Annotated in this window: 17 protein-coding genes; 2 read left to right on the top strand and 15 right to left on the bottom strand. The window is 43.0% G+C overall.

The window, feature by feature from the left end; all coding sequences use genetic code 11:
• Window positions 1-10 precede the first annotated feature (10 nt).
• The 9 genes from AC1DFM_RS29290 to AC1DFM_RS29250 form a co-directional block, all read right to left on the bottom strand.
• Window positions 11-3250, bottom strand: a complete 3240-nt coding sequence (locus AC1DFM_RS29290) for a TonB-dependent receptor (RefSeq protein ID WP_477080334.1) — start codon at window positions 3248-3250, stop codon at window positions 11-13.
• Between the two features lie 5 nt (window positions 3251-3255).
• Window positions 3256-4233 carry a fasciclin domain-containing protein gene (locus AC1DFM_RS29285; RefSeq protein WP_477080333.1) on the bottom strand — a complete coding sequence of 326 codons (978 nt, stop codon included), beginning with the start codon at window positions 4231-4233 and terminating at the stop codon, window positions 3256-3258.
• Window positions 4234-4251: 18 nt separating this feature from the next.
• Complete coding sequence (locus AC1DFM_RS29280) at window positions 4252-5433, bottom strand: fasciclin domain-containing protein (protein ID WP_477080332.1); 1182 nt, start codon at window positions 5431-5433, stop codon at window positions 4252-4254.
• An 11-nt stretch (window positions 5434-5444) separates the two neighbouring features.
• Window positions 5445-6527, bottom strand: coding sequence for a fasciclin domain-containing protein (locus tag AC1DFM_RS29275; protein ID WP_477080331.1), 1083 nt, complete (start codon window positions 6525-6527; stop codon window positions 5445-5447).
• Window positions 6528-6545: 18 nt separating this feature from the next.
• On the bottom strand, window positions 6546-7721 hold the full coding sequence (locus AC1DFM_RS29270) for a hypothetical protein (protein WP_477080330.1): 1176 nt from the start codon (window positions 7719-7721) through the stop codon (window positions 6546-6548).
• A gap of 8 nt (window positions 7722-7729) precedes the next feature.
• Window positions 7730-9430, bottom strand: coding sequence for a hypothetical protein (locus tag AC1DFM_RS29265; RefSeq protein WP_477080329.1), 1701 nt, complete (start codon window positions 9428-9430; stop codon window positions 7730-7732).
• A gap of 17 nt (window positions 9431-9447) precedes the next feature.
• The gene (locus tag AC1DFM_RS29260) at window positions 9448-12891 is read right to left on the bottom strand and encodes a TonB-dependent receptor domain-containing protein (protein ID WP_477080328.1); all 3444 of its coding nucleotides are present in this window, start codon (window positions 12889-12891) and stop codon (window positions 9448-9450) included.
• Between the two features lie 116 nt (window positions 12892-13007).
• On the bottom strand, window positions 13008-13931 hold the full coding sequence (locus tag AC1DFM_RS29255) for a FecR family protein (RefSeq protein WP_477080327.1): 924 nt from the start codon (window positions 13929-13931) through the stop codon (window positions 13008-13010).
• Between the two features lie 71 nt (window positions 13932-14002).
• Window positions 14003-14569, bottom strand: coding sequence for an RNA polymerase sigma factor (locus AC1DFM_RS29250; protein WP_477080326.1), 567 nt, complete (start codon window positions 14567-14569; stop codon window positions 14003-14005).
• 370 nt (window positions 14570-14939) lie between these two features.
• Between AC1DFM_RS29250 and AC1DFM_RS29245 the strand changes: the two genes are divergently transcribed.
• Complete coding sequence (locus AC1DFM_RS29245) at window positions 14940-15158, top strand: hypothetical protein (RefSeq protein ID WP_477080325.1); 219 nt, start codon at window positions 14940-14942, stop codon at window positions 15156-15158.
• A 974-nt stretch (window positions 15159-16132) separates the two neighbouring features.
• On the opposite strand, the gene AC1DFM_RS29240 is transcribed toward AC1DFM_RS29245, so the two are convergent.
• The 6 genes from AC1DFM_RS29240 to AC1DFM_RS29215 all read right to left on the bottom strand — a co-directional run bounded on the left by AC1DFM_RS29240 (window position 16133) and on the right by AC1DFM_RS29215 (window position 20598).
• Window positions 16133-16399 (bottom strand): hypothetical protein, encoded by a 267-nt coding sequence (locus tag AC1DFM_RS29240; protein ID WP_477080324.1) that lies wholly within the window; start codon window positions 16397-16399, stop codon window positions 16133-16135.
• A gap of 354 nt (window positions 16400-16753) precedes the next feature.
• On the bottom strand, window positions 16754-17020 hold the full coding sequence (locus AC1DFM_RS29235) for a hypothetical protein (RefSeq protein ID WP_477080323.1): 267 nt from the start codon (window positions 17018-17020) through the stop codon (window positions 16754-16756).
• Between the two features lie 263 nt (window positions 17021-17283).
• Complete coding sequence (locus AC1DFM_RS29230) at window positions 17284-17547, bottom strand: hypothetical protein (protein WP_477080322.1); 264 nt, start codon at window positions 17545-17547, stop codon at window positions 17284-17286.
• Between the two features lie 554 nt (window positions 17548-18101).
• Window positions 18102-18368, bottom strand: a complete 267-nt coding sequence (locus AC1DFM_RS29225; protein ID WP_477080321.1) for a hypothetical protein — start codon at window positions 18366-18368, stop codon at window positions 18102-18104.
• Between the two features lie 138 nt (window positions 18369-18506).
• The gene (locus tag AC1DFM_RS29220) at window positions 18507-19061 is read right to left on the bottom strand and encodes a TlpA family protein disulfide reductase (protein WP_477080320.1); all 555 of its coding nucleotides are present in this window, start codon (window positions 19059-19061) and stop codon (window positions 18507-18509) included.
• 25 nt (window positions 19062-19086) lie between these two features.
• Window positions 19087-20598 (bottom strand): hypothetical protein, encoded by a 1512-nt coding sequence (locus AC1DFM_RS29215; protein WP_477080319.1) that lies wholly within the window; start codon window positions 20596-20598, stop codon window positions 19087-19089.
• Between the two features lie 726 nt (window positions 20599-21324).
• Between AC1DFM_RS29215 and AC1DFM_RS29210 the strand changes: the two genes are divergently transcribed.
• Window positions 21325-23994: an outer membrane beta-barrel protein gene (locus AC1DFM_RS29210; RefSeq protein ID WP_477080318.1), complete on the top strand. Its 2670-nt coding sequence runs from the start codon at window positions 21325-21327 to the stop codon at window positions 23992-23994.
• Window positions 23995-24344 lie beyond the last annotated feature (350 nt).

The raw sequence follows: 24344 nt of genomic DNA, 5'->3' as shown, positions 1-24344 counted from the left end.
ATTAGTCAGCTTAAAAAGAGTACCGCATTCCCAGCTGCATCTGCGCACGGGAGTTGAAGAAGTCCACAGAATAAGGCTTACCCGGATTTTCAAACGTATACACCGGATACGCGCCAGGATTCTGCCTGGCCGGGAACACCGGTGTTAAACCTGTACTGGCCGTAGAGTTGAACGTGTTAGGAGAGAAATATACTTTTCCCCAATTGCTGTTCACCAGGTTAGTCAGGTTCACGATATCCAGGGTGAAGGTGATGAACTGCTTCGCACCAAAATGATACTCCTGTGCAAAGTGCAGATCCGCCTGTATATTCCATGGGGTACGACCCGCATTACGCTCTGTAAACTGTCCACGGCGGGAACGGAGATATTTATCACCATCGATATAGGCGTTGAACGCTGCGGCCTGCGCTGCGGCTCCTTCTCCCTTATCCTGGAAATAATTCACGGCTTCTTCCACCTTTGGAATATACAGCAGACTTACCTGCTGTGGTAATCCCTGGATGCTGTTGTTTACAATACCATAGGTAAACGGACTACCGCTCTGGGCTGTTGCAAAAACGGTCAGGGTGCTCACCCAGCTATTACTCCAGGCCTTGTGATAAGTAACGTTACCGACTACACGATGACGCACATCAAAGTTAGACCAGGCCAAACCAGGATTGTTGGGGTTCAGCGCCTGGTTCAACTGCCAGTTACTTTCCATGGAGTTACGGATACCATTCGATACATCTTTCGAATCACCATAGGTATAAGCCAGTGATGCCTGTATACCGGAAGGGAAATTACGGTTTACGCTACCCGTAATACTGTAACGATAACCTTTGCTGGTATTGCTTAACAGGTAAGCATTAGAAAAATGAGGATCAACTGTACCACTATAAATAGGCTGCAAACGATCTTTATCATATCCATAATACTTTGGATCGTCTTTGATATTCACCTGCTGAAACAATACATCTTTTATTGTTTTGGTGTACATGGCTTCTACCATATACTTAAATCCTGCAGGGCTGGTATAATCAACACCCACACTGGTGCGCCATACCTGCGGCATCACAAAGTTGTTGTCTAATACATCTACCTGTGTTTTACCCGCATTACGGTTACTGATCAGTGCACCATTCTGTTCAATAAATTGTGCAATACCGTTAGGATTAGGTTTTAACGGATCACTACCCGGCGCAAATGCTTTGGTGTCTGCTTTCTGGTCAAATGAGCCGTAGTTAATGCCGTTGTTATAATAAGCATAGGCAATCCATGCAAAAGGAATACGACCGGTAAACAGGCCGGTACCACCGCGCAGGATCAGGCTTTGGTCGCCTTTCCAATCGAAGCGGAAACCCAGTCGTGGCGACACCTGCACTTTACCAAGGTAGCCATTGTTAATACGATTGAGCGGCGTATAGGTGTAAGTGTTACCAAAGAACCCATCTGTCCAGGCGTTCTGTGTTTTATCACTCAGCGCCGGCTTCTCCGGCAGCCAGGTATAATCGGCACGTAAACCTGGAATCAGCTTCAGCTTTTCTGTTACCTGTATTTCATCCTGTGCATATACGCTGTGCATATTCACACTGAACTTCGCTTCGGGATTGTCCAGGATATAATCCCGGCTGTTGTTGTTATAGTTATAACTTCCTCTTACGCGATAAGGGTTGTTATTGAGATAGTCTTCAATGCTGAGGTAGTCCACACGGCCATTCCAGGCGTTCACAAATCCGTAGTTGATACGATACAACTCATTATGTGTACCAAATAATACCGTATGTTTTCCTTTGCGCCAGGTGAGGTTATCAGAGATTTCAATGGTACGTTGCTTCATATCAAAGATACTGGCTTCACGATCTGTACCGAGATAGATGGTGGTACCTGGTGTGCGGCCTGCAATCTGCACCTGTGGCAGCGTTGGATCGGAATCCGGGTTACGTTTGTCATGCACTACACTGTAGCCGGCAATAAAGCTGTTAGACCAGCGGCTGTTGAAACGCGACTTCAGCTCCATCACGGTAGAAGTCTGGTTGTTCACCTGCTGATAAGCCATGCTGCTGAAACGGAAATCCTGCTGATCGCGGTCCATGTTCATGGCTTTAGACATAATGGTATTGTTGCGGATAGACAGCTGATGTTTATCATTGATATTCCAGTCGAGGCGGTTAAAGAACTTCTGCGAGCGGGAATATGCGCTGTAATTACCGGCGGTACCCGGATCAAAGCTGTTGCCATAGCGATCCAGTGTAGACTGGCGAATCTGATCGGCATCTTTGATGCTGAGGATCTGCGCGGTTTCTTTTTGTCCGGCGAGCAGCTGTGAAGGGTCCTGGCGGGAAGTGATTTCTTCGTTGGTGAAGAAGAACAATTTATTTTTGATGATAGGGAAACCTACCCTCACCCCTGCCTGGTAATCATAAAAATCGCTGTTCATTTTATTGCCGGTAGGACCTTTACCAGTAAGGCCTGCATTGCGGCCAAAACCATACACAGAGCCGGTTACCGTATTGGTACCACTGCGGGTAACGGCGTTGATGCTACCACCGGTAAAGTTACCAATCTTCACATCGAAGGGCGCAAGGTATACCTGCATGTCTTCGATGGCATCCAGGGATACCGCGTTGGTACGGGTGCTGGAGCCGGGCATCCCGGAGCTACCGGTGATACCGCCGGCGGATGGACTGAAGCCAATGGCATCGTTATTAATAGCACCATCGATGGTGACGTTGTTATACCGGAAGTTGGTACCGGCGAAAGAGTTATCTCTGGAGCTTTGTGGTACCATTTTAGTCATGTCCTGCAGGCTGCGGGAAATGGTAGGCATGTTGGCCAATTGGGTACGACTGATATTCTGTCCGGCGCCAAAGGTATTGGCGGTAGCACCTTTCTTTGTGCCTTTCACGGTTACGGCAGATAATTCTTTGCCGGCCACCGCGAGCACGAAGTTGAGTTGCATCGGCTCACCGAGGCGGATATTCAGTTGTTCTCTTTTCTGTGATTGCATTCCCATCATGGTAACAGTCACGGAGTAAGGACCACCGATGCGCAGACCGGGTAAATAGTAGCGACCGTCGGTACCGGTGGCCACGCCGTACTTAGTACCGGAGGGCTCATGCAGTGCTACTACCGTCACCCCAATGAGTGGTTCATTTTTATCACCGGTGATTTTTCCGCTGAGCGTACCATTTGTTTCCTGTGCCAGGGCCGGGAAGCGCAGGCAGAGCAGGAGTGCAAAAAAATAAGCTATGTATAAAATTTTATTCATCGCAATTACTGATTTTCTTTTAATACCTGATCTATGATATGCAGTACACCGTTGCCCGCCATAAAATTCTGTTTGACAACTTTCGCCGCGGTTTTATTACTGGCACCTTTGATGTTGATACCGGTATATTTCACGCCTTCTTTTTCCAGGGTAATCAATACGTTGTTGCCATTCAGCATGGCTTGCTGTGATTGATCAGTACTGCCTGTGGTGAGGATATAGTCGTAGATGAATTTTCTGCCGGCGAAGAAATGATACCGTAATAAATCTTTTATTACAGCAGCATCTGTTTGCAGGATGCTATCGGCGGAAGGATACCCTGCTGCGCGGAAAGCATTGTTGGAAGGCGCGAAGAAAGTATACACCGCGTCACCGGAGATACTTTCTTTCAATCCGGCGCGTTGTAGCGCCACATTTAAAAAGGTAAGACTGGTATCAGCAGAAATGGCGGCGGAGAGGTTGGCATGTACCAGCGGTTGTAATACCGCATTTAATACCTGTATGATGCCGTTACTGGCAGGCAGGTTATAAGCGAGCACCGGGCTGCCGTTCACGGTCAGCACAGTATCGGCTCCTTTTACCCAACGGGTAACGAACATCTTAGCGCCCGTTACCGCATTCAGTTCCTGGTTAAATTTAAAGGGCAGTTTATTCAACTCCCAGGTACCATTTACAATATGATAGGATACGAGTTTATTGAGTATATCTGCACTCTGCGTGAGCACTGCCTGGGTAGTACCATATCCCGCCTTGATAAAGGCGTTGTTATCTGGTATCATCACCGTATATGGTCCCTGCCCGGCCAGTGTGGCACGGTAGCCGGTGCGTCCTAATGCGGTACTGAAAGAAGAGAAATTGAATTTATTATCATCAATGACGTAGGTCAGCCGGGTTAATTCGTCTGCTCCTATCCCGTTATCTTTATCCTTTGTGCAGGCCGCCAGCATTAACAGCAGCAAACCTGTGCAGGTAAATTTTTTCATTTTGTCTGCGTTTAAAAATTATTTTTTAAAGAGATCATCTACCTCATGGATGACGCCATTAATCACTCTGGCGTTCCTGTTTTTCAAGGAGACGTAAGGATAGTTCGTATTCAGTCTTCTTACGCCCGGTTGACCGTTGTTGTTAACAAACGAGAGGTGAATCGTTACCGGTCCTTCATTGTAACGCTGGCCCTCGCGCAGCACCAGACCCGTGAGTCCGGTGGCGTTGCTGACCAGGTCGTTGGAGAAGTATACCGGACCTACCCGGAAGTTCGCATCCAGCTGACTGGCGCCAGATACTTCCGGTCCGCAGGCCCTCAGGATAGAATCCATAGAGGTAACGGGCGTTTGCCAATACATATTTTCATCATAGCCGGCATCTGGCAAAGGCCAGGAGCGCAGGCAGTATTCCAATATATCATCTGAGTTACGGAAGCCATTTTTGATGAAAGCATCATTATTGGGAGCAAACAGCGTAAACTGTGCAAAGCTGGAAGCTGATTTCAGGAAAGGCGCCATTTCACTCATATAAACGGATGCGTAGAGGCTATCGCTGATACGCAGCGCTTCCATATACAGGCTGAATTGCGGATGACTTTCCAGGTATTCCCACATGCTTTGCTGTGGTTGGGCAATCAGGTGATCAATAGGATATATGATACCGTTGGTACCTTCCAGGTATTGTCCCCATTTACTGAGGACATTTCCATTGATGACCAGGCTATCTCCAAACTTTGCCGGGAACAGGAAATCGGTATAGTCACTATACCAGTTTTCTCTTTCGGGAAATGGGCGGGATGACAGCGTGGCTGTTGCTGTACTTCCTTGGGTTACCGCAATATTGTCTGGTAGCAGGCGGGCTGGCATTACGTAATAAGTCAGGAGCGCACTGAGTGTAGCCGCATCCGTATTTTTTATTTTGTCTGCTGTCCAGCCGGCTTCTTCAAATGCTTTATCAGTAGGTACCAGCAGGGTGTGAAAACCGGCGCCGCTTTGTTTCACTTTGTCATCCATACCGGCGCGTTGCCAGGCCTCACGGAAACGGGCATACGGAGATGCCGCCAGTTGCTGCTGCCAGGTTTTATCGGGACCTGGTGCGTGTGGTACAGCTTCTCCTACCGGTTCCGGTTCAATATCCTGTTTTTTACAGGCGGCAAAAGACAGGAGCAGCAATAAGAGTAAAGATATTCTTGATGTCATTATTTTCATTTTTATCGCTTCATTAAATCCGGATTCAGAAAAAGGTCATCTACCACATGTACAATACCATTGTTGGTGAGATGGTCTGCGTTGACGAGACCATTCTTATAATTCACATTAGAAGGTCCTTCTTCATTGGGAAACCAGGCAGCATTTTTCCATTTTGAAAGGGAGATCGTACTCTGTTCGCCGCTTGTCTGATAGTAGACATATCCCGGTGCGATAGCGTAGCCTCCCACCTGGATAGCGTTTTCCGCTATCACAGAGCTACCATTGATCAAATAACCGTCCGTAGAAAAAACATGCACCTTCCTCATTTCAATCACATAAATAGAAAAGACGAGCGCCTTGTAACTATCCGGATTCATCGCGGCGATTTTTGTTGCCGTGATACCATATTTATCAAAAGCGCTGTTGGCGGGCGCAAATACGGTAATGGGTTTATTGGTTTTGAGTCCGTCCCACAGTTTGAATTGTTTCATAGCGGAGGCAAACAAGGTCAGGCTGGTATCGGCGGCGATATAATCCTGTACAGTACCACGCGTAAGTTTCAGTGGCTTGGCCAGGATATGCAATACACCATTGGCTAAGGGAATATTACGCCTGCTTTCCTTGTAGATCAGCGACCCGTTTACAAACATATCGTTATCAGCACGCAGCTGTGTACCAGGCATAGTAGAGATATATACTTCCTCCCCTGCCAATGTCATATAGCGGCTATCCAATTGTTGCGGGAAAGTGGTAGTGTAGTAGCGGTTGCGGATCATATGGTAACGGAGTATGAAACGCAGACTATCTACATTCATATTGGCTACATCTTCCACGCCCTTAATACCCATACTATTGAAGGCATTATTATCGGGAGCAAAAAACGTGAAAGGGCCCGCCTGATTGAGTGTATCCAGCAGGTTAGTTTTCTTCAATGCAGCGGCCAGGATACTCAGGTCGTAGTTATTCTCTATAAAGGCGCCCATCATGCGCGGCGAGGTAGTCCGATCTACTGGCGGCAGCAGGTTATCTTTCCGGCAGCCTGCCAGGAGTGCCAGTAAAAGTAATCCGGCGATGAACTGTTTTATGATAGCAGTATTCAACATATTAAAATAATAAAGACGTTAATAAACAGGCGGTGCAAACTTGCGCTGGATAGTGGTGATATAGAAGCGTCTGTTGATATACTCCACCGTATTCACCGTAGCAAACGACCGTGGATTAGTAGTACCGGAGTGAATACTTACCACCAGCCCTGTACGCAAATCACATTTCACTCTAAAAGGGTAATAAGTATTTCGTATTAAACCATAGTCACCCATAATCACGGCAGAATAAGCGCCTACCGGCAGGAAACCAGGATAGGTCAGATTATCCGGCGAAAGACCGGGCGCATAAAACCCAAATGCCTGGCACATATTACCGGTAAAGATTTTATTGCTGCTGCTATCCGGGAATAGCGGGAAGCTATAGTAAGGCGTTACCACTGGTTGCAGGGAGTGCGTAACTTGTCCCATCGGTATTCCTTTGTATCCGGGGAACGCGGTAATGACGTCATTAGTCTGTTTACCGAGCGTGTAATACACGTTCATGGTATCTTTCAACTTGGTGTTGGAGATATCCACATTCGGTAACACATTGGGACCTTTCGTATAGAAGTCATTCGCACTGAGGTTGTAGAAATTCACATACACCAACGAATCCGCGAATGGCTGTTTCTGAAAAGTTTCATTGCGCAGATACATCATAGGACGTTGATTGGTAAAGTCCTCCAGCAATGCATGCATGGTATATACCTCTCCGGCAGTCAGTTTGATAGTGGTATCGATCAGGGTAATGCCTCTTTCTGTTTTTTCCAGTTCGAAGTACGGCGTATTATTCAGGGGCCTGGTACGGAATACAATGCGATGTTTGCCGGAAGGCACCTGTGCCCAGCTGGACAAGTCGTATCCATTCACAATTGGTGCAGCCAGTACTCTCTTCGTACCTGGATACTCATTTTGCCAGAGGACATTGCTGGCGGCATCGGGATAAGGGCGGGCCCAGTCGGCGCGACGTTGCAGGAAATCGCCGGTAATAGCGGCACTTAACGGCACCCCATAATCATCCATCACCGGATCTACGAGGAAGGCCAGAAACGGTTGTGGCACATCCTTGTTGTTGAGTGTAGGTACAAATTCCAGGCAGTTGAACACCCGCAGGTATGCAGGACTATTTAACTCCGCATATTCCGTTTTGCGGCAGCTGCTGAACAACAGCGCGGTGAGCAACAGGGGTAGTAAAAAATATTTATAGTTCATAAAACGACTCAATTGTTATGTTTCACAATAATCATCCGGGCTTTTTCTGTAGCATTGGCAGCGGTGCTACCTACCAGCGCCACGGTATAAATACCGGGTTCACTCTGTGGCAGCAGCGGTGTTTTGTATAATTCAGGACGGGCAATAAAATCACGACTCTTCAACGGCGCAATCGCTGTTAACCAGTCGCCGGGCGTAACGCCGGGACCAGAAGCATAGGCGAGTAGTCTTTGCGGAAAATTGACCGGCATGATGACATACGGCTGATCCGTTACCGGCTTACCCATGAGGATATGCTGTGAAGCGGGTGACAAGCCCGGTAAGGGCTGACCATCGTTTTGTGTAAAGGTTACTTCCTCCAGATCAGGACAGAAATTCATGCACCTGATCCAGAAAGGAAAGATATCTTTCATGGAACTCCAGCTGCCATTGTCGGTAGCTTTACCATCGTAATATTTACCACTGAGATTATTGGCCACAAACGTAATGGCGGTACTGCCATCTTTACGGGTATACAACCAGGCCGTGAGATTATCAGCGGGCTGCAGATCGATGCTGCTTTCAGCTACCACTTTACCATCATCTCCCAAAGCTTTTACTATATGCTTACCCGTTATATAACGGACATAGTTGGTTTGTTTAGCGAAAGCGAGGGCATCTCCCAGCGGTTGCCCATCTACCTGCCAGGTGATTTTTTTACCGGCTACCACATTAACTCCCTGCAAGCGGGCATAGGTGAGGTTTACCGGTTCGGCGATATCTGCGAGGATGCGGAAGGTATTATTTTCTGACTTATAGGTTTCTCCGGTGGGGCTGCCATTCGGAATATTGGCGTCATATGTATTGGACACTACAATGGTGTAAATACCTCCGGGCTGAAACGTTTTGATTGGCGCATAACTTAACCAGGTATCTTTCCAGTTACCGATACCAGGAACACCCCAGATATCCATCAGGGTACCGGTAACAGGATTAAGCGTATTGAACAGGCTATTAGATGCGTGTACCTGTTTACCTTCATTATTCAGTACTCTGAACTGGTAGGTACCATAAGGCATGTCTACATAGTCGGAATACTGACCAGGCGCAATGTTGCTCAGTCCGGGTACATTAGTACCATCTGCCAGTGTTACTGACATGGGGCCTGTGCGATACATTCCTGCCGGAATACTACCGGTAATCGTGGAACTGAGATTCAGCAAACGGATCTTAAATCCGGCCGGATCTGCTGCCGGTGATATACCCCGTGGCACTACAAAGAAAGAGTCCATAAAACCGGCCGGATTAGGGCGAAAACGCACATAGTAATAATCGTTCGGATGTGCATCATCATCTTTCGCACGGAATGGACGAGCCGGCGGTACATAATTCCGGGGAGATAAGCTGCTGAACATAATACTATCTGCCCAGCCATTTTTCACCAGCTCCCGTGGAATAGTATAAGTAGCACCCAACCGGCCATTTTCCGGAAAATAAAGCGTGCCTTTGGTTTCCTTCTCACCATAATACCCTTCCCCATCCGGTAACTGGTAGCTGGTCAGCTGCTTACCATTCACCGACAGCTCCGTAGCACCCACTAAATTGATAAGGCGGATCGTAGAAGGCATCATCGGCTGTTGTATCACCCGGTTATCGTAAGTGTAATCCAGTTTTTTGCTGCAGGCATTCAACAAAAGTGCTGCTGCAACAAGTATATAAGTAGTTTTCATTTTCATCATTCAAATTTTTACAGGTTGAAAGTCAATCCCAGCATAAATTCTGTTCCGCGGTAAAAACTTCTGCGTACATATTTCTTTCCATAAAAATTTCCACCGGTACCCGGGTTGGCATATACTTCTTCTACGGGACGGTCTAAAATATTTTTAGCGAAACCTTTTAACTGCAGGCGTTTCAGCAATTGTTGAGAAAACACGATATCCAACACCGGGTTAGGTCTGGAATACAGGTCCGGCGTACCATCCAGGTTTACCTGTATCAACCGCTCTCCTACCATGTTAAACGTGGTGGTGATATCTGTGCCGGTTTTAGCGTTATTATAGTTCATGAATACATTCACGGAATAAGGTGCTTGCTCAAACAGCGGGCTGTTAGCCGGCGCACGACGATCGATGGCGCGGGAGGATTCCAGTCGCTCTTTCGTTTTCTTAATTTCACTTTGTGCCAGCAACAAGTTCGATCCCAGTGAAAAGTTTTTCATCGCTTGTGTCAGGATAGCCAGGTTCTTTACTACCTCCAGTTCTATCCCGTATACCTTACCCTTGTTAGGATCATTCTGGAATTCAATAGCCGGAAACTCCGGGAAGCGTGCTTCCAGTCCGCCGGAATTTTGCTTGAATACTTTTGTTAACTGGTTATTGATTTCTTTATAAAAAACCGATGCAGAAATTACTTCTCCCGGACGTGGGAACCATTCCCAGCGGAAGTCGTAGTTAGTAGTTTGCTGATTTTTCAACTTCGGATTACCTACTACCAACGCAAACTGGAAAGGGTCAAAGTCGAATACGTTCGTGAGCTCCCGCAGCTCAGGCCTTGCCAGCGTTGTGTTGTAGCCGAGGCGGAAGTTCATGTTCTTATTCAGTGTATAGGTCAGGTTAGCAGAGTAGTAAGGCTCGTAATCTGTTTTGTAGATGGAGTTCGGCTCCGTGTACACCAGATTCACTTTGTTACCACTGGCGTCTTTGGCGGTAATGGAAGGATCAAGGAATACATTAGACGTATCTACGGCGGCCTGTATATCCGTCATTTCGAAACGTACCCCACCGGTAAAGCGTAGCTGCTCTGTGAGGTGCAGATCCAGCATACCATAGAACGCACGTGTTTCGTAGTAGCCTTTATAGTTGTTAGGCGATTTCTGAATATTATAGAGAAAGCCACCAACACGGGGTGCACCTTCTTCGTTATACGCCGAAGGCGGACGGATACCAATACGATCATATCCTACCAGCTGATCCAGGTTACCATTTACCTCATATAAAGGCAAAGCACCACCCGTACCATAGTTAGATCCCGGGAGATAGAGTACATTCTCGCCAAAACTTCTTCTTCTATGGAGATAGTTCACCCCTGTTTTGAAGTCCTGCTTTTTGTTCAGGGCTTTAAATGGAATCGTAACATCTGCTTTATAGTTGTAGTTATCTTCTTTAAGATGACGGAAACGACGGCCATTCGGATCTGCCTGGATGATACCATACGGACCATAGCCATTTACATAACCAGATACCAGGGAATATAAACTGGGCGAAGCGGTTACCGGAGGCAGCGTTCCCGGCGTTTCTGAAGGGCCCGGATAAGTACTTCCTCCATTGATACGATAATCAGCCAGGTTCACAAAACGGTAGTCCGGATCATCCTGTGTGGAAGAAGAAGTAGCCATATTGTAACTCAGCTTAGGCGCATACTCGTTTTTTCCAAACTTGTGCTCGCCTTGTAAGTTGAAGGTGTTGAGTGTACGATAGCTCTGACGCAGGGAATAAATCAGGTTGTATACTTTACCCGGCAAACCGGTGTATTCATAAGCGCCATGCAGGTTGCTGGCCCTTGTTTCCGCACCACGGCTGCCCAGATACTGCATACTTATTTCGTGTTGCGGGCTAAAGCGATAGGTCAGTCCACCCAAAAATCCATAGTTGAGTGTTTGTGTTCCGGTGTTTTCCTTATAATTTAAGTACTTCCCCAGGTTAATGTTATTAGGGGTAATATAGTTAGGAATCACGCGGGGACTGTACAATGCGCTGTTGCCTGTTAACACGCCCTGGTATACACTATACTGGGTCAGCGATCCATCATAGATATCGTTGGTGCGGCTGTAATAGTTGGCGCCGGCAATTAATCCCACCTGGTGTTTCTTAAATACCGTGTAGCTGTTACCGTAGGTAATGGAGTAAATCTGATTCAGCGGCGCCTTTTTATATTTAGTGGTTAGTACGGGATCAAAGCCATGCATCACTTTATTGATACGGTTGGCTTCCGCCAGCAACGCCGGGTCATTGCGACTGTTGGCGATTTTGCTTTGGATGTCGCCCAGGCCATTTGGATATTGAGACGACAGCTGCTGGAAATCATTGGACAAGCCTTTGCCTTTTACCTTATCTCCGAGAAACCCCATGTCACTGTTATAGAAGCTGTTCACATAGTTGCCCGTGCGGGAGTTCATGCCCGACTGGATCGTGATGCTCAACGTCTGGTGCTCAGGCACCGACTTTGTTTTCAGCTCCACAATACCGGCAGCAGCATCCGCCGGCTTATCGGAGGTAGTGGTTTTATAGATAGTGATATTGTCTAACAGGCCGGCAGGAACCAGGTCCAGCGGGATGGCACTTCTATCCGGATCAGAAGAAGCCAGGCGGATACCATTCAGCTGACCGATCACACTACGATCACCCAAACCACGAATGGCCACATACTTATCGTCTGTTACCGTTACCCCAGACACACGTTGCAGCGCCTGGGTAGTAGTGATACTCGCTGTTTTCTCGATGTTCTGCGCAGAGATCCCATCGGATATCATCGCAGAATTTTTACGATCGTTCAGCAACATCACCTCCGTGTTGGCCTTTCTGCGCGCATCTACCGTTACAGCGGCCAATGTTTTGCTGTCTGATTTCAGCAACACCGATAATACAGGCAGACTTCCGGCCTTTACCATTTTGGTGGCATACCCTACATAATACACCACCAGCACATCACTGGTATCTTTCACATCGATGAAAAAACGGCCGGATTCATCTGCTGTAACAACATGCCCGGTACTTTGCGACATGATCTCCGCATGCGCCACCGGCGAACCTTTTGCCGCATCGGTAATCATCCCGCTAATCGTTCTTTTGCGGGGAGCAGCGGGTTCTTTTATAATGATTTTGCGGATCACCACCTTTTTGCCATCTACCGCCTCATATTCCAGCCCGGTATTCAACAGCAAATAACCCAGCACTTCTGCTACGGTTTTATTATTCAGGTCCACATTGTATTTTTTGTCCAGCACCTTGATATCGGCGGGATTATAGAAGAAGGTCACCCCTCCTTTCTGCTGCAACAGGGAGAAACATTTGGTGATGCCCTCATTCCTGAAACTGATGTTGATCTTCTGCTGTAACACGTTGATCTGCCCCATTGCCGGGAGCGTCACCAACAGCAGGACCCACATACATCCGTGTAAAATTTTTTGCTTCATTCGTTTGATGATTTAGCTTTTAGCTTTTAGCAGTTAGCTTTTAGTCTGCATTTGGACAATAAACAGCCGTTAGCCATGGCGGTGTGCCAGGCTTTACTTCAGCTACTATTGTGATGCTATTTGATTAAAATGGTACCGTCCTTGTTTTTATGAATAGTTAACCTATAGGAAAGGGAAATTACTTTTAAGATATCATCCAGGGTATCTGCTTCCTCAAAAGCACCCGTAAACTTCAACCCTGCCGTAGCCGGGCTTCCGCAGCTGATTTTTACCCCATACATTTTTTCTATCTCCCCAAACACCGCTGACAATGCTGATTCATTAAATATTAACTTATTACTGATCCACCCGGTGTTCACCTCCTGGTGGCTATATATTTTTATCTGCTGCCGCTCCTTGTTAAATACCAACTCCTCATCTGCCCCTAACTGCCGCGTCACCGTTTCCGCCGTTACCGCCACCCTGCCCGATTTCACACTGACCTTCGGCGACTGAATACCAATACTATCCGTTACCACAAACGATGTCCCCAACACCTGCACCTTCAGATTAGGCCCCGTAATAATAAAGGGCGCCGCCTCCGGCATCACATCGAAAAACGCTTCCCCATTCACTTTGATACTACGCTGCCGACCCCGGAAATATTTAGGATACATCATCGTACTCCCCCCATTCAACACCACCACCGAACTATCCGGCAGTATCACCCGCTTCACCTGGTACTTCAACGCCGTTACCCGCTCAATAGGCACGGGATTCAGCCAGTCCTGCAGCTCAAAGCGATACACCGTAGCCGCCACCAGCAACGACACACTCGCCGCCGCCGCCATGCCATACTTCCAGAAGCTGATCTTCCGCGGTTCGTATATGGCCAACCGTAGGTTGTCCAACACCTGCTGCCGATGCAACTCCGCATCCGCCGGCAGCTCCCGTTCTTCCATGGACCTGTCCAGCCACTGCTGCAACGCCGCCGCCTCCCTGCGGGAAGCATTCCCCGCCAGGTAGTTGTCAACCATTCTTTTAAACTGTGAAATATTCATTCGGAACATGCTTCTATAGATATGTTCCTTTACAAGGGTTCCTTGTCCCGAAGAAGTACGTTAAGGAATTATTAACTGATGAATTCTATCAGTAACATCGCCACTGCTATATGATGCCGCAGGGCCTTCAGCGCCATATGCAGCTGGTTTCTCACCGTTTTTTCGGAGAGATTTAATTTTTGGGCTATCTCCGATATCGACAAATGATGCCGACGACTTAATAAAAATATCTCCCGCGTTTTTACCGGCAACGTATTTAATTGCTCATCTATCTCCCTGAACACATCCGACTCCTCCATCTTTTCCCAGATATCATTCAACACCGGCAAAATATGCTCCTGCACCCGCTCCAACTCCTCCGGCCGGTTCATGATCTCCTGCAGCTTCTTCAACGACTGAAACCGCACCGCCTGTAACAAGTAATTCTCCAACGGCCCCTTCACATGCAACCGCTCCCTCCTAGACCACAGCGAAATATACACCAGCTGCACCACATCCTTGGCATCATCCGCACTCCCCAGTATTTTCCACGCAAAAGCATACAGCACCGACCAATGACGGTTGAAACAACGTTCAAAAGCCTTCTGATCACCAGCACGGATAAGATTCAGCAACTCGATATCTTCAATGGATTGCATGACGCGTTATTTAGACAATGCGGCGGCAAAATAGTGGATTTGGCGGAGTTGGGGGTTTAAGTTAGTGTTATCTTTTCTTTGCTTCGGTGCGTGGACGTTGCAGGCGCTTTTGATAAATTCGGAGTATGAAAAGAGCAAGGATTATATTGGTAGTCATAGCGCTACTTGGTTTGGCCGGCGGCGCGGTAGCGTATTTTATGCCGACGGTTTATTATAGGCCGGCGTATGTGGGCGGGGAGTGTACGGTGCCGACGACTATTTATTATAGCGTGGTAACGGATACGCGGATGCCTGGGAAAGAGGTGAAATTGGCGAAGAAGCCGGGGAGGTGTGAGACTTTTATTGTTGTTGCGCAGTAAAATTTAAATTTATGAAGCAAGCAAGAATTGCGTTAGCTTTAGTAATAATCATAGGAGTGTTGGCATTTCTTTTGAGCTGGCCAACACGGTTTCCGCCTAAACAGATTGATGACCTTGATAATACAACAATTCCGGCAACGACTATTTTGCGCTCTATTTCTACTCCGTTAACAAGTCCTGGTGAAAACGATGAGATACAAGATCAAAGAGCGATGTTCGCGCTTAAATAAGTTGATTTGATAATCACCTACAATCGCCCCCTTTCACAACTGCATTCCCACCCTTATCTTCCCTGTTGTCAATATCTAATACATTGCCGTAGACTAGTTCAATTGGAATCAAATTCTTTGTTTAGACAAAAAGCTGCCCGTTGAAAATTGGAGCAGCTTTTTTCTATGTAAAACCTGACAATAGATGCAAGCTTGAATCACAATTATGCTACATAAAGCGAATTTCCCTAGTAACAATTTTACATCTCAGTACAGTTCTAACATTAAATGGCACATTGTGACAAAAGGGTTTGTATACTCTCAGCATTCGATCTCACGGAGAGATACTAACCATTTATTCTTACCGCAGCAACACACGTTGTTGCTATAGTTGTAGCGCAAGAAACAGTAGTAAGTTGAATGCTACCCTGTACGTCGCATGTATAGAAAATGTCTACCCTTCCAAAACATCCCCGCACGGGTTGCCCTCCAGGAGTAGTTATACTCGTAGTTAGGGAGTAAAAAGGCCTATTTATCCTGATTCCTTTGTTGGATTTAAATGCTAACGCGCCGCCAATCATCGCTAAAACGACTATCATTGCTAATAAAAATTTTGCTTGCTTCATAAGAATATTTTTGAGTTGTTAAAAAATAAAAGAATCCTCTGTGGTTAATTTAATATAAACCAATGGGGGTAGAAGACTACAATTATTTTTCCTACCCTTAATCTTCATGTTGTGAATCCTAATGCATTGATCCCAGCTAGTCAATTGGAATGAAATTCATCTGCTTAGATAAAAAGCTGCCCCTTTGAGAATTGAAACAGCTTTTTTCTATGTGATATCTGACAATAGATGCTGGCTTCAATCACTATTATTCCGCACAAAGCGAATTCTCCTGATAACAATTGCAAATCTCAGTATATCGCGAATACCAAATAATAGATTCTGATAAACAGATTTATACTTTCTTGCATCCGAGCGCACCGATAACCACTAAGCATTCCTTCTTACTGTAGCCTCGCAAAGTGTAGTAGGAATTAGTGTGGTGCAAGAAACATTGACAATTTTAGTGGTGCCATTTGGGTCACATGTATAAAAAAGCTGGACCGGTTGAACACACCCTTTTGTCAACTGTCCATTGACAATTGTAGTAGTCAAAGCATAAAAAGTTTTGCTTTGCTTATTAGATTTAAATGCTAACGCACCGCCAACTATTGAAAAAACGATTACTATTGCTAATGCAAATTTTGCTTGTTGCATAAAAACACTTTTTGGGTTATTAAAAATAAAAAAGGGATTCTAATTTTAAATTGACACGCACCGAATAAGAGGCATTGGAAAAAAGAACAGAATATCTTCTATAGGCTTCTTATCTATTACAATCAATTTTTGAGACTTTTACATTATAACGGGGGAGGACATTACCATTGATTCTTTATTATTATCCCGTACTTTCTTAACTTATACTTACTTCATCATTCCCGAAGAGTTCATCTTACTCATATCACACCAATATCGACCTCAATTTTATGCAGTCAATCGTACGCCTCTATATTCATTCAACTCAAGTTGAACACGTTCATAGCTTCTCGGGACTTCGAAATCATCAAGATATTACCCATTTAGTCTTACAGTAGCAACACAAGTTGTAGCAGGAACTAATGTAGTGCAAGAAACACTACTAAGTTTAATACTACCCACAGGGCTACATGTATAAAAGAGGTCTACGTCTCCAAGACAACCTTTCACTACCTGTCCATTAAGAGTAGTAGTCGTTAGGGAATAAAAACGGTTATTTCCCCTATTAGATTTTAACGCTAATGCTCCACCTGCAATCGCCAAAACGATTATTACAGATAGTGCAAATTTTGCTTGTTTCATAATAGTATTTTTTTAGTTGATAAGAAAATAAAAAATGGTTAAACTGACATATCTTCAATTGGATTTTTTCTAGTGAAAGAATGTATTGAGTACTTCAGATATCTAATTTGCTACAATCAAATCCCTAAAAGTAATACCTTATAATGGGAATACGTTACTTCTGACTCATCATAGCTATTTCCTACTTTCTTTATATTATGTACTCCCCCAACTCTTACCCAATGGATTTATCTTCACTAAAGATTGCTGAGATACCAGAGAGACTAACCGTTAAGCCTTACCGTACATTTACAAGTTGTAGCAGGAATCAGTGTGGCAGACGAAGCATTTGTAAGAATGGTTCCGCCCGGATCAGGTGCGTAACTAAGGTATATCGTGCCAACACAACCTACTACCCGTATTCCGCCAACGGTTGTAATATACAAAGTATAAAAAACCTTAAAGCTTCTGCTGGATTTAAATGCTAACGCTCCTCCAGCAATAGCGAAAATGACTACTACAGTCAGTGCAAATTTTGCTTGCTTCATACTAATAGTTTTTGGGTTATTAAAAAAAGAGGGCCACTCTGTGTTTAAATTGAGAAAACCCTACCGGATATGCTCTGGTAAAAGAATGTATAAGGCCTGTATCTGTGCTTCCCTGGTAGTGGTTAAAATAATAGAAGACCTGCTAGACCTATTAGATTTGAATGCCAATAGTCCACTAAAAACGGACTTCCAATTTTCTACTGCCCTTCTCAATATTCATCTCGCCCAGCGAATACAATATCTATATTCACACAGTACCATAATATTATAACCAGTTAAACGAGAAAGCATACAACAATTAGGTCATCAAACAATAAATACAAGGATGACAAAAAAAGTAGGTCCCGCACATCGAAAGCTACACAGAAAACTACTCACTGAAATGGACCAATGCGGTTGAACCAGGTAGTCCTACACACCCTAAAATTATCCGGGCAAAACGGAGCCATCTCCCCAAAAAAGGAGATGGCTCATAGAAAATGATTATACATTATCTAAATCACACCAAACAGATCAATATTAATGTCCATTTAAGCGAGATTCAATTTATGTTATTAACCATTATTTCTTACTGTAGCGATACAAGTAGTTGCAGGAATCAAAGTGGTGCTAGAAACGTAAGTAAGCTTGATTGTACCACCAACTTGAGGAGCATAGAACAGGTCTTCTTGTCCAACGCAACCTTTTACTACTTGACCGTTAAGATTAGTAGTAGTTAAAGAGTAAAAGTGATTCTGGCTTCTATTAGCTTTGAATGCTAATGCGCCACCGATAACTGCCAAAACTGCTACTGCTGTTAATGCAAATTTTGCTTGTTTCATAATGATAGATGCTTTTTAATTCAAAAAGCTAAACTTATGTTTTAAAATTTGCCTACTCGTTTATAATGGTTTTCGGCTACTCCATCTATTGACCGACCTTACTTGCAAGACTTAATCGGTCTTCTGTTGCGCAACAAGTTACTTTTCACTAAATTCCTTTATTTGATCATACGTCAAGACTCCTTGAAATGCTACCTTCAATACACGCTGACGATTATAAATCGCTAAATATGGTATTATTCTCGGATTAAGATATCGAGCCATGCTGAATTTGTAATCTACACCCACTACAATATTCTTAAATCTCTTGAGATCATTTTTATTATAAAAGCTCATCATTTCAGAATATGCATAAGGTGTAATTATATAGAAATCAATCTTACTCAGGTGTGTCATATTATCTATTATTTCTTTCATTTCCTCCTGGCAATATGGACAAGTTGGGCTGAAGTAGAATAAGACAAATGGTCTTTGCATAGGCATTTTAGATATGTCAATATGCGTCTTTCCGTCTGGGAGTAAAATTTCGATACTTGGCAATATCCTTCCCTCATGTCCGGTAGCAACCGCAGGCACATATATTTTTTTGGGGTTATTGATCAGTGGAAACCCCATTATCTTACATACTCCGACGTACAGGAACACTCCAATAGTTATTATTACGGCTACAAATAAATAATCTCTCTTGCTCATATTTCTTTTCTTAATAAGTCCTGAATTACATTTCTGTTACAACCTTTGGAGATTCAACATGATCTTGTCCCTCAGTTGGCTGACTCAGTGCCGCTGTAACCAAATAATCTACTAACAAGAATGCAAATGAAAGCGACACTAAAATTGGAAATAATTGAAACCTTAATGCAATGGGTGATGCGAATACACTAAATCCGAAGTTTACGCTCCATAAGGCGACTACCAAAAGGAGCCCTCTTTTCAAATGTGGATATTGCTTATACCCCTTTAGCAAAACAAAACTAATAGCACATAGTACGAAGACAACATTTATTGTCCCTGTCAATATGGGATAAAAATCAAGTACTGTAACACGGAAGTCTTTGAAATAAGTTCTTATTTTTCTGCTCTTGTAATCAAACCACACTTTGGCAGTCTCACTGACACTATCAACCCCTGTACTATATTCTTCGAGGAATTCAACCGGCGGCGCATAATATTTTATAGCGTTAGGAACCAGGTAATGTTCTGCATATACTTTAGGATAAGATTTTATCAAGAATGTTCCATAATCCTTCATTATAGGAGCTACAGTAGACCATTTCTTTAAAGCTGACGCGGTCGTATCTTTCTTAAATTTACTCTCCATATATATTGACAAAGGAGAGTCGGGAGCCCACATATAAACGGTGCTAGCTATCAGGGTCTCTGTAGGATGAGTTCTCACATCTCTGCTAGAATCAAAATAATTACGCACTAACCTGTCCAACTCCTTTAGCTTACGAGGTGGTTCTTTTCTATCAATACTATCTACATAACGATAAGCATATAGTGCATTATTTGCCATCTGCCAACCGGTAAATGGCGAGAACTGTCGATGACCACTTATTTGTTCATACTTACTGATTGTCACCTGCATGAAGATTCCTATTAGCAACAAGCTAACTCCAAATCCTACTATATTCATCCATATTTTCTTCCTTGCAAGTAGTAATGCAACGCCACTTATAATGGGATAAAACAATGCATTATAGCGAACTGTAAATGCCAAAAACAATACAACGGCATTAATAAGAATAAGCTTATTGGTGGGCTTATTCATAATCCATATGAGCAGCGTAAACCAAACCATGCTCAATGAAAGAAAAAAAGCATCACTGGAAATATAATTTGCGAGATAAAGGAATACAGGATTCACTACTATGGACGTAAACAACAAGATCCTGGTCACTTTCGCAGGATTATAAAAGTAAAATAATGTAAACACCAGTGCTAACGTACTTATTTGTAGCAGTAAATACTGCAATGCTACAACAACCGTATCAGAATGCGTAAAAACACTGACCAGACGCAAGAACTTGGAATATCCTATTGGATATGTATTCACGGTAAAATTGTGATATGCCGACTCCAGGTACACATATGAATCTCCATTGATGAATCCGGCAAAAGGATATAGCAGCTTAAAAACAATAAATTGTATAACGATAGCAGGTATACCAATCCATACGAACCATTTATTAATGGGGTTCTTAAACATAAAATCCTTTAAACTCATCTGTATATATTTTTGTAATAATAGAGGAACATAAACATCATACTCAATGCTCTCAAATAGCTGAATATTTTTTTTAACATCCTAGCCCTACATTACCAGTCACACTTTCCATTTTTATATTCACCCAGAATTAGCACACCATTGAATGAACTAATTAACGAGAATAACTAATATTTCTCAACCCAATCCACTCACCTCTTTGGCGCTTACACGAAACCACACTGATACTTATAATTCACAAAGTAATTATCATTTCACATTACTAAATTGAATAACAGCAAAACAGCATAGTGACGTCACCATACTGCGCGGCACTTCAAAAAGTCGCACGAGATGTATTTAAAAATGAAGTCATAATTCTGATACTTTCTAGTTTCATTTTTGCGGTTACATGAGAAGAGTTGTTCAATAGCAACCCCATACGGAGTATCAAAAAGTTAGTCGTATTAACTCTAAACTGGAGGATTCTGACATGGCTTTAAGTTATTTTTGAGGGTTTTACATTTTTTAACCAACCAACTTCTGCGGACTTACTCAGCGGCGGAAGAATTGATTATTATCAAATACTTTTCGTTTACTAAATCAAAAATAGAATTGTCTACTGCAATAGCCATACAGCGTAACATTTTTTTTATTTTTCAAAATTGCCCAAGCAAATGTCACCGACTACTGCCATTCCATTGCATTCAAATAAGCGAATTTACGAGATACCGGTAATCTCTCTTTATGAAGCAATTAGCAATTTTGTTGTTTGTAACTCTATTTACTCAAGAGGCATTTTGCCAGTCCTTCACGCGTATTCACCTAAAGGGTCGAATAATAGACAAAGATACCCGAGAGAAACTTGTTGAAGCAACTATAACCTGCCTAAATGCAAAAGACACTACCAAGGTAGCGCTGTCATTTAGTGATAAAAATGGACTTTTCGAGGTTTCCAGTCTCTCTCCGGCTAAATATATACTTTATATAACCTTCCTCGGATACGAACCACAAAAATACCCTGTCGATATATCAACTAGCCGTGATGCAACAGACCTAGGAGATATTGAAATGAAAAAGACCGGCTTTACACTATCGCAGGTAGAAATTATTGAGAATAAAATTCCGTTAAGGATGGTAAAAGACACTTTGGAGTATAGTGCCGACTACTTTAAAACGAAAGAGAATGCAGTAGTAGAGGATTTATTCCGAAAGGTCCCCGGAATACAGGTTGACAAGGATGGCACTATTCGGATAAATGGAGAGATTGTGAAAAAAGTCATGGTAAATGGTCGTAATCTATTTAATGGAGATGATCCCAAAATAGTAAGTAAAAATTTACAAGCCGATTTAATCGATAAAATTCAGTTAATTGATCAAAGAGCCGATCCAGGCGACAAGCCAGGCGAAACAACAAGCAGGAAAGACAAGATAATAAATATTACCATTCGAAAAAACAAACTAGGGATAGTCTCAGGAGAACTGGGAGCAGCATACGGCACAGGCGATAGACTCGCAGCAAGAACCAATTTATCCCGTTTTAAACCACGGCAACAATTAGTACTCCTCGGAGATTTAGATAATACTAATGGAACAATGGATATCAGATCAATTGGGAGCAATGGGAGCTCTCAAAATTTCAACAGTGGAATTAGCTATAGTGAAGACATCACAAGGAAACTATCTATATCTACAAGCTACTCTATTGACGACCAGAAAAGCACATTAGAGCGCAACAGCGTAAGAAAAAACATTGTAAATGATTCAAGTCTCTATAATATTCAGGGTTCAGGCAACAAATTGAACAGTACAAGGCATCAATTCTCTGCCCAAATAGAATATAAGATTGACTCCCTGCAAAATATAGCCATTTCTAACCAGACTGCTTTTTCTAACAGTCGTAATTTCGTAATAAATAACTATGAATCAACTGGAAGTCATTCTCAGACTATCAACAGTGGAAATTTCAATAACACTGAGGCTAATCAATTCTATGGGACAGGGATTGGCCTTCGTTATAGTAAAAAATTCAAAAAAACAAACCGTTCTTTAACTGTTTGGGCGAATCTTGGTAAAGGTAACAGTAGAACTGAAGGATTTAACATCTCTGACAACTCCTACATTCTAAACAACGGTACATCAATATCCGATACAATTAATCAACAAAACAATGGGAAGGGAGAAAATAGCCAATTATTCCTGATGCTAAATTATACTGAGCCAATAACTAAAACCAGTTCTATAGTATTCATCGTTACGGAAAATCGCATTAAAGAGAAGTCTATGAAATCGATTTTCAATTACAATTACGCCACAAAACTATATGACATCCCGAATGACAGCTTAAGCAATAATTTCGAAAATTCACTAATTACGCACCTAGCCAAAATAACTTGGATATTTCAAAAAGAGAATCTTAACTACTCAATATCATTTGGAGCGATTTCCTATAATATAACAGGATTGAATACAAGTTCAAAAACTAATATATCCAGTAGCATACTTAAGTTCCTTCCTGAAGCAAATATCAGCTACACACTTCGCAATAATAAAAGCATTAAATTACTTTACAATAAACAACCCGAATTCCCTGATCCGTCCCAATTACAGCCCATCATTAACAATAGTAACCCCTTGTACTTAACAATAGGGAACCCAAACTTAAAACCGGCCATCACACACTCCTTCGATTTGGCATATAATTCATATAGTCTAACTTCTTTACGCACTCTCTCCATCATACTAAATGCAAGATTAATGCACAATCAAATTATTAGCACTGCTATATTCGATTCTTTAGGCAGACAACTAATTCAGCCAATAAACACTAGCGGAGGATACGTATTTAATGGCATGATTAACAATACTATTCCACTAAAAAAACGCAGCAACTTCATAAATATTGGAACGAAGATTTCCTGGCAAAAATCAATGAATTCTACAAATGGAGTGGAGGGATATAACAGGGCGCTATCATTTGACCAATCACTAGGATTTGTTTATGAATATAAAAAAAAATTTGACGTCGGAATTTACGGAAATCTAGGTTACAATCAAGTATGGTATTCAAACGAAAACAGTTCTCAAAATAGATATCTTAGCGGTGGATTATCATTCAATGGGAACTTGAATCTCCCCTACCGAATTATTTTTTCTACAAATATAAACTGGATATTAGCATCCGGAAGAGCTGAAGGATATAATACGAGTCCTTTAATATTGAATACCTCTATTTCAAAGCTTCTATTCTCACATAAACAAGGAGTAATAAAGATACAAGTATATGATCTTCTTAAACAATATTCGAATGTAATCCGAAATATCCAGCCTGCATACATTGAAGATGTTAAGACAAATGGAATTGATCGCTTCTTTGCTATTTCATTTTCCTACTTTCTTGGGAAAAATAGTAAATAATACCTAAGCATTAGCAATACGACCAAAAGCTATCCTATTAGCATTCCCTCTTACAATAATCCTAAACAAGAAATAAAATCAAGTCTAATAATTAAGAATATTGAGTTTATCACATTAACTACAAAAAATGACGAAAGAATACATTCCCAGAATGTCACTACTACAGATATACACTTCGATTAAGACAATAATTCCTCTAGAATTAAGGACTATTTCACTAAGTGTGTAAACTTAAAAATCGGGGGATCAAATTAAAAGTTAGATTCTCACTCTTTTATCAAAAATAGTTAAAAACTGATTTAGGATCATGCCCCAGTTTCTAATGGGCATGGTCCATTTTTTTGATTACT

Source organism: Chitinophaga sp. 05T412 (genome assembly GCF_056396465.1).
Note: the sequence above shows the minus strand (reverse complement) of the source record. Positions and strands in the feature narration are given on the sequence as shown.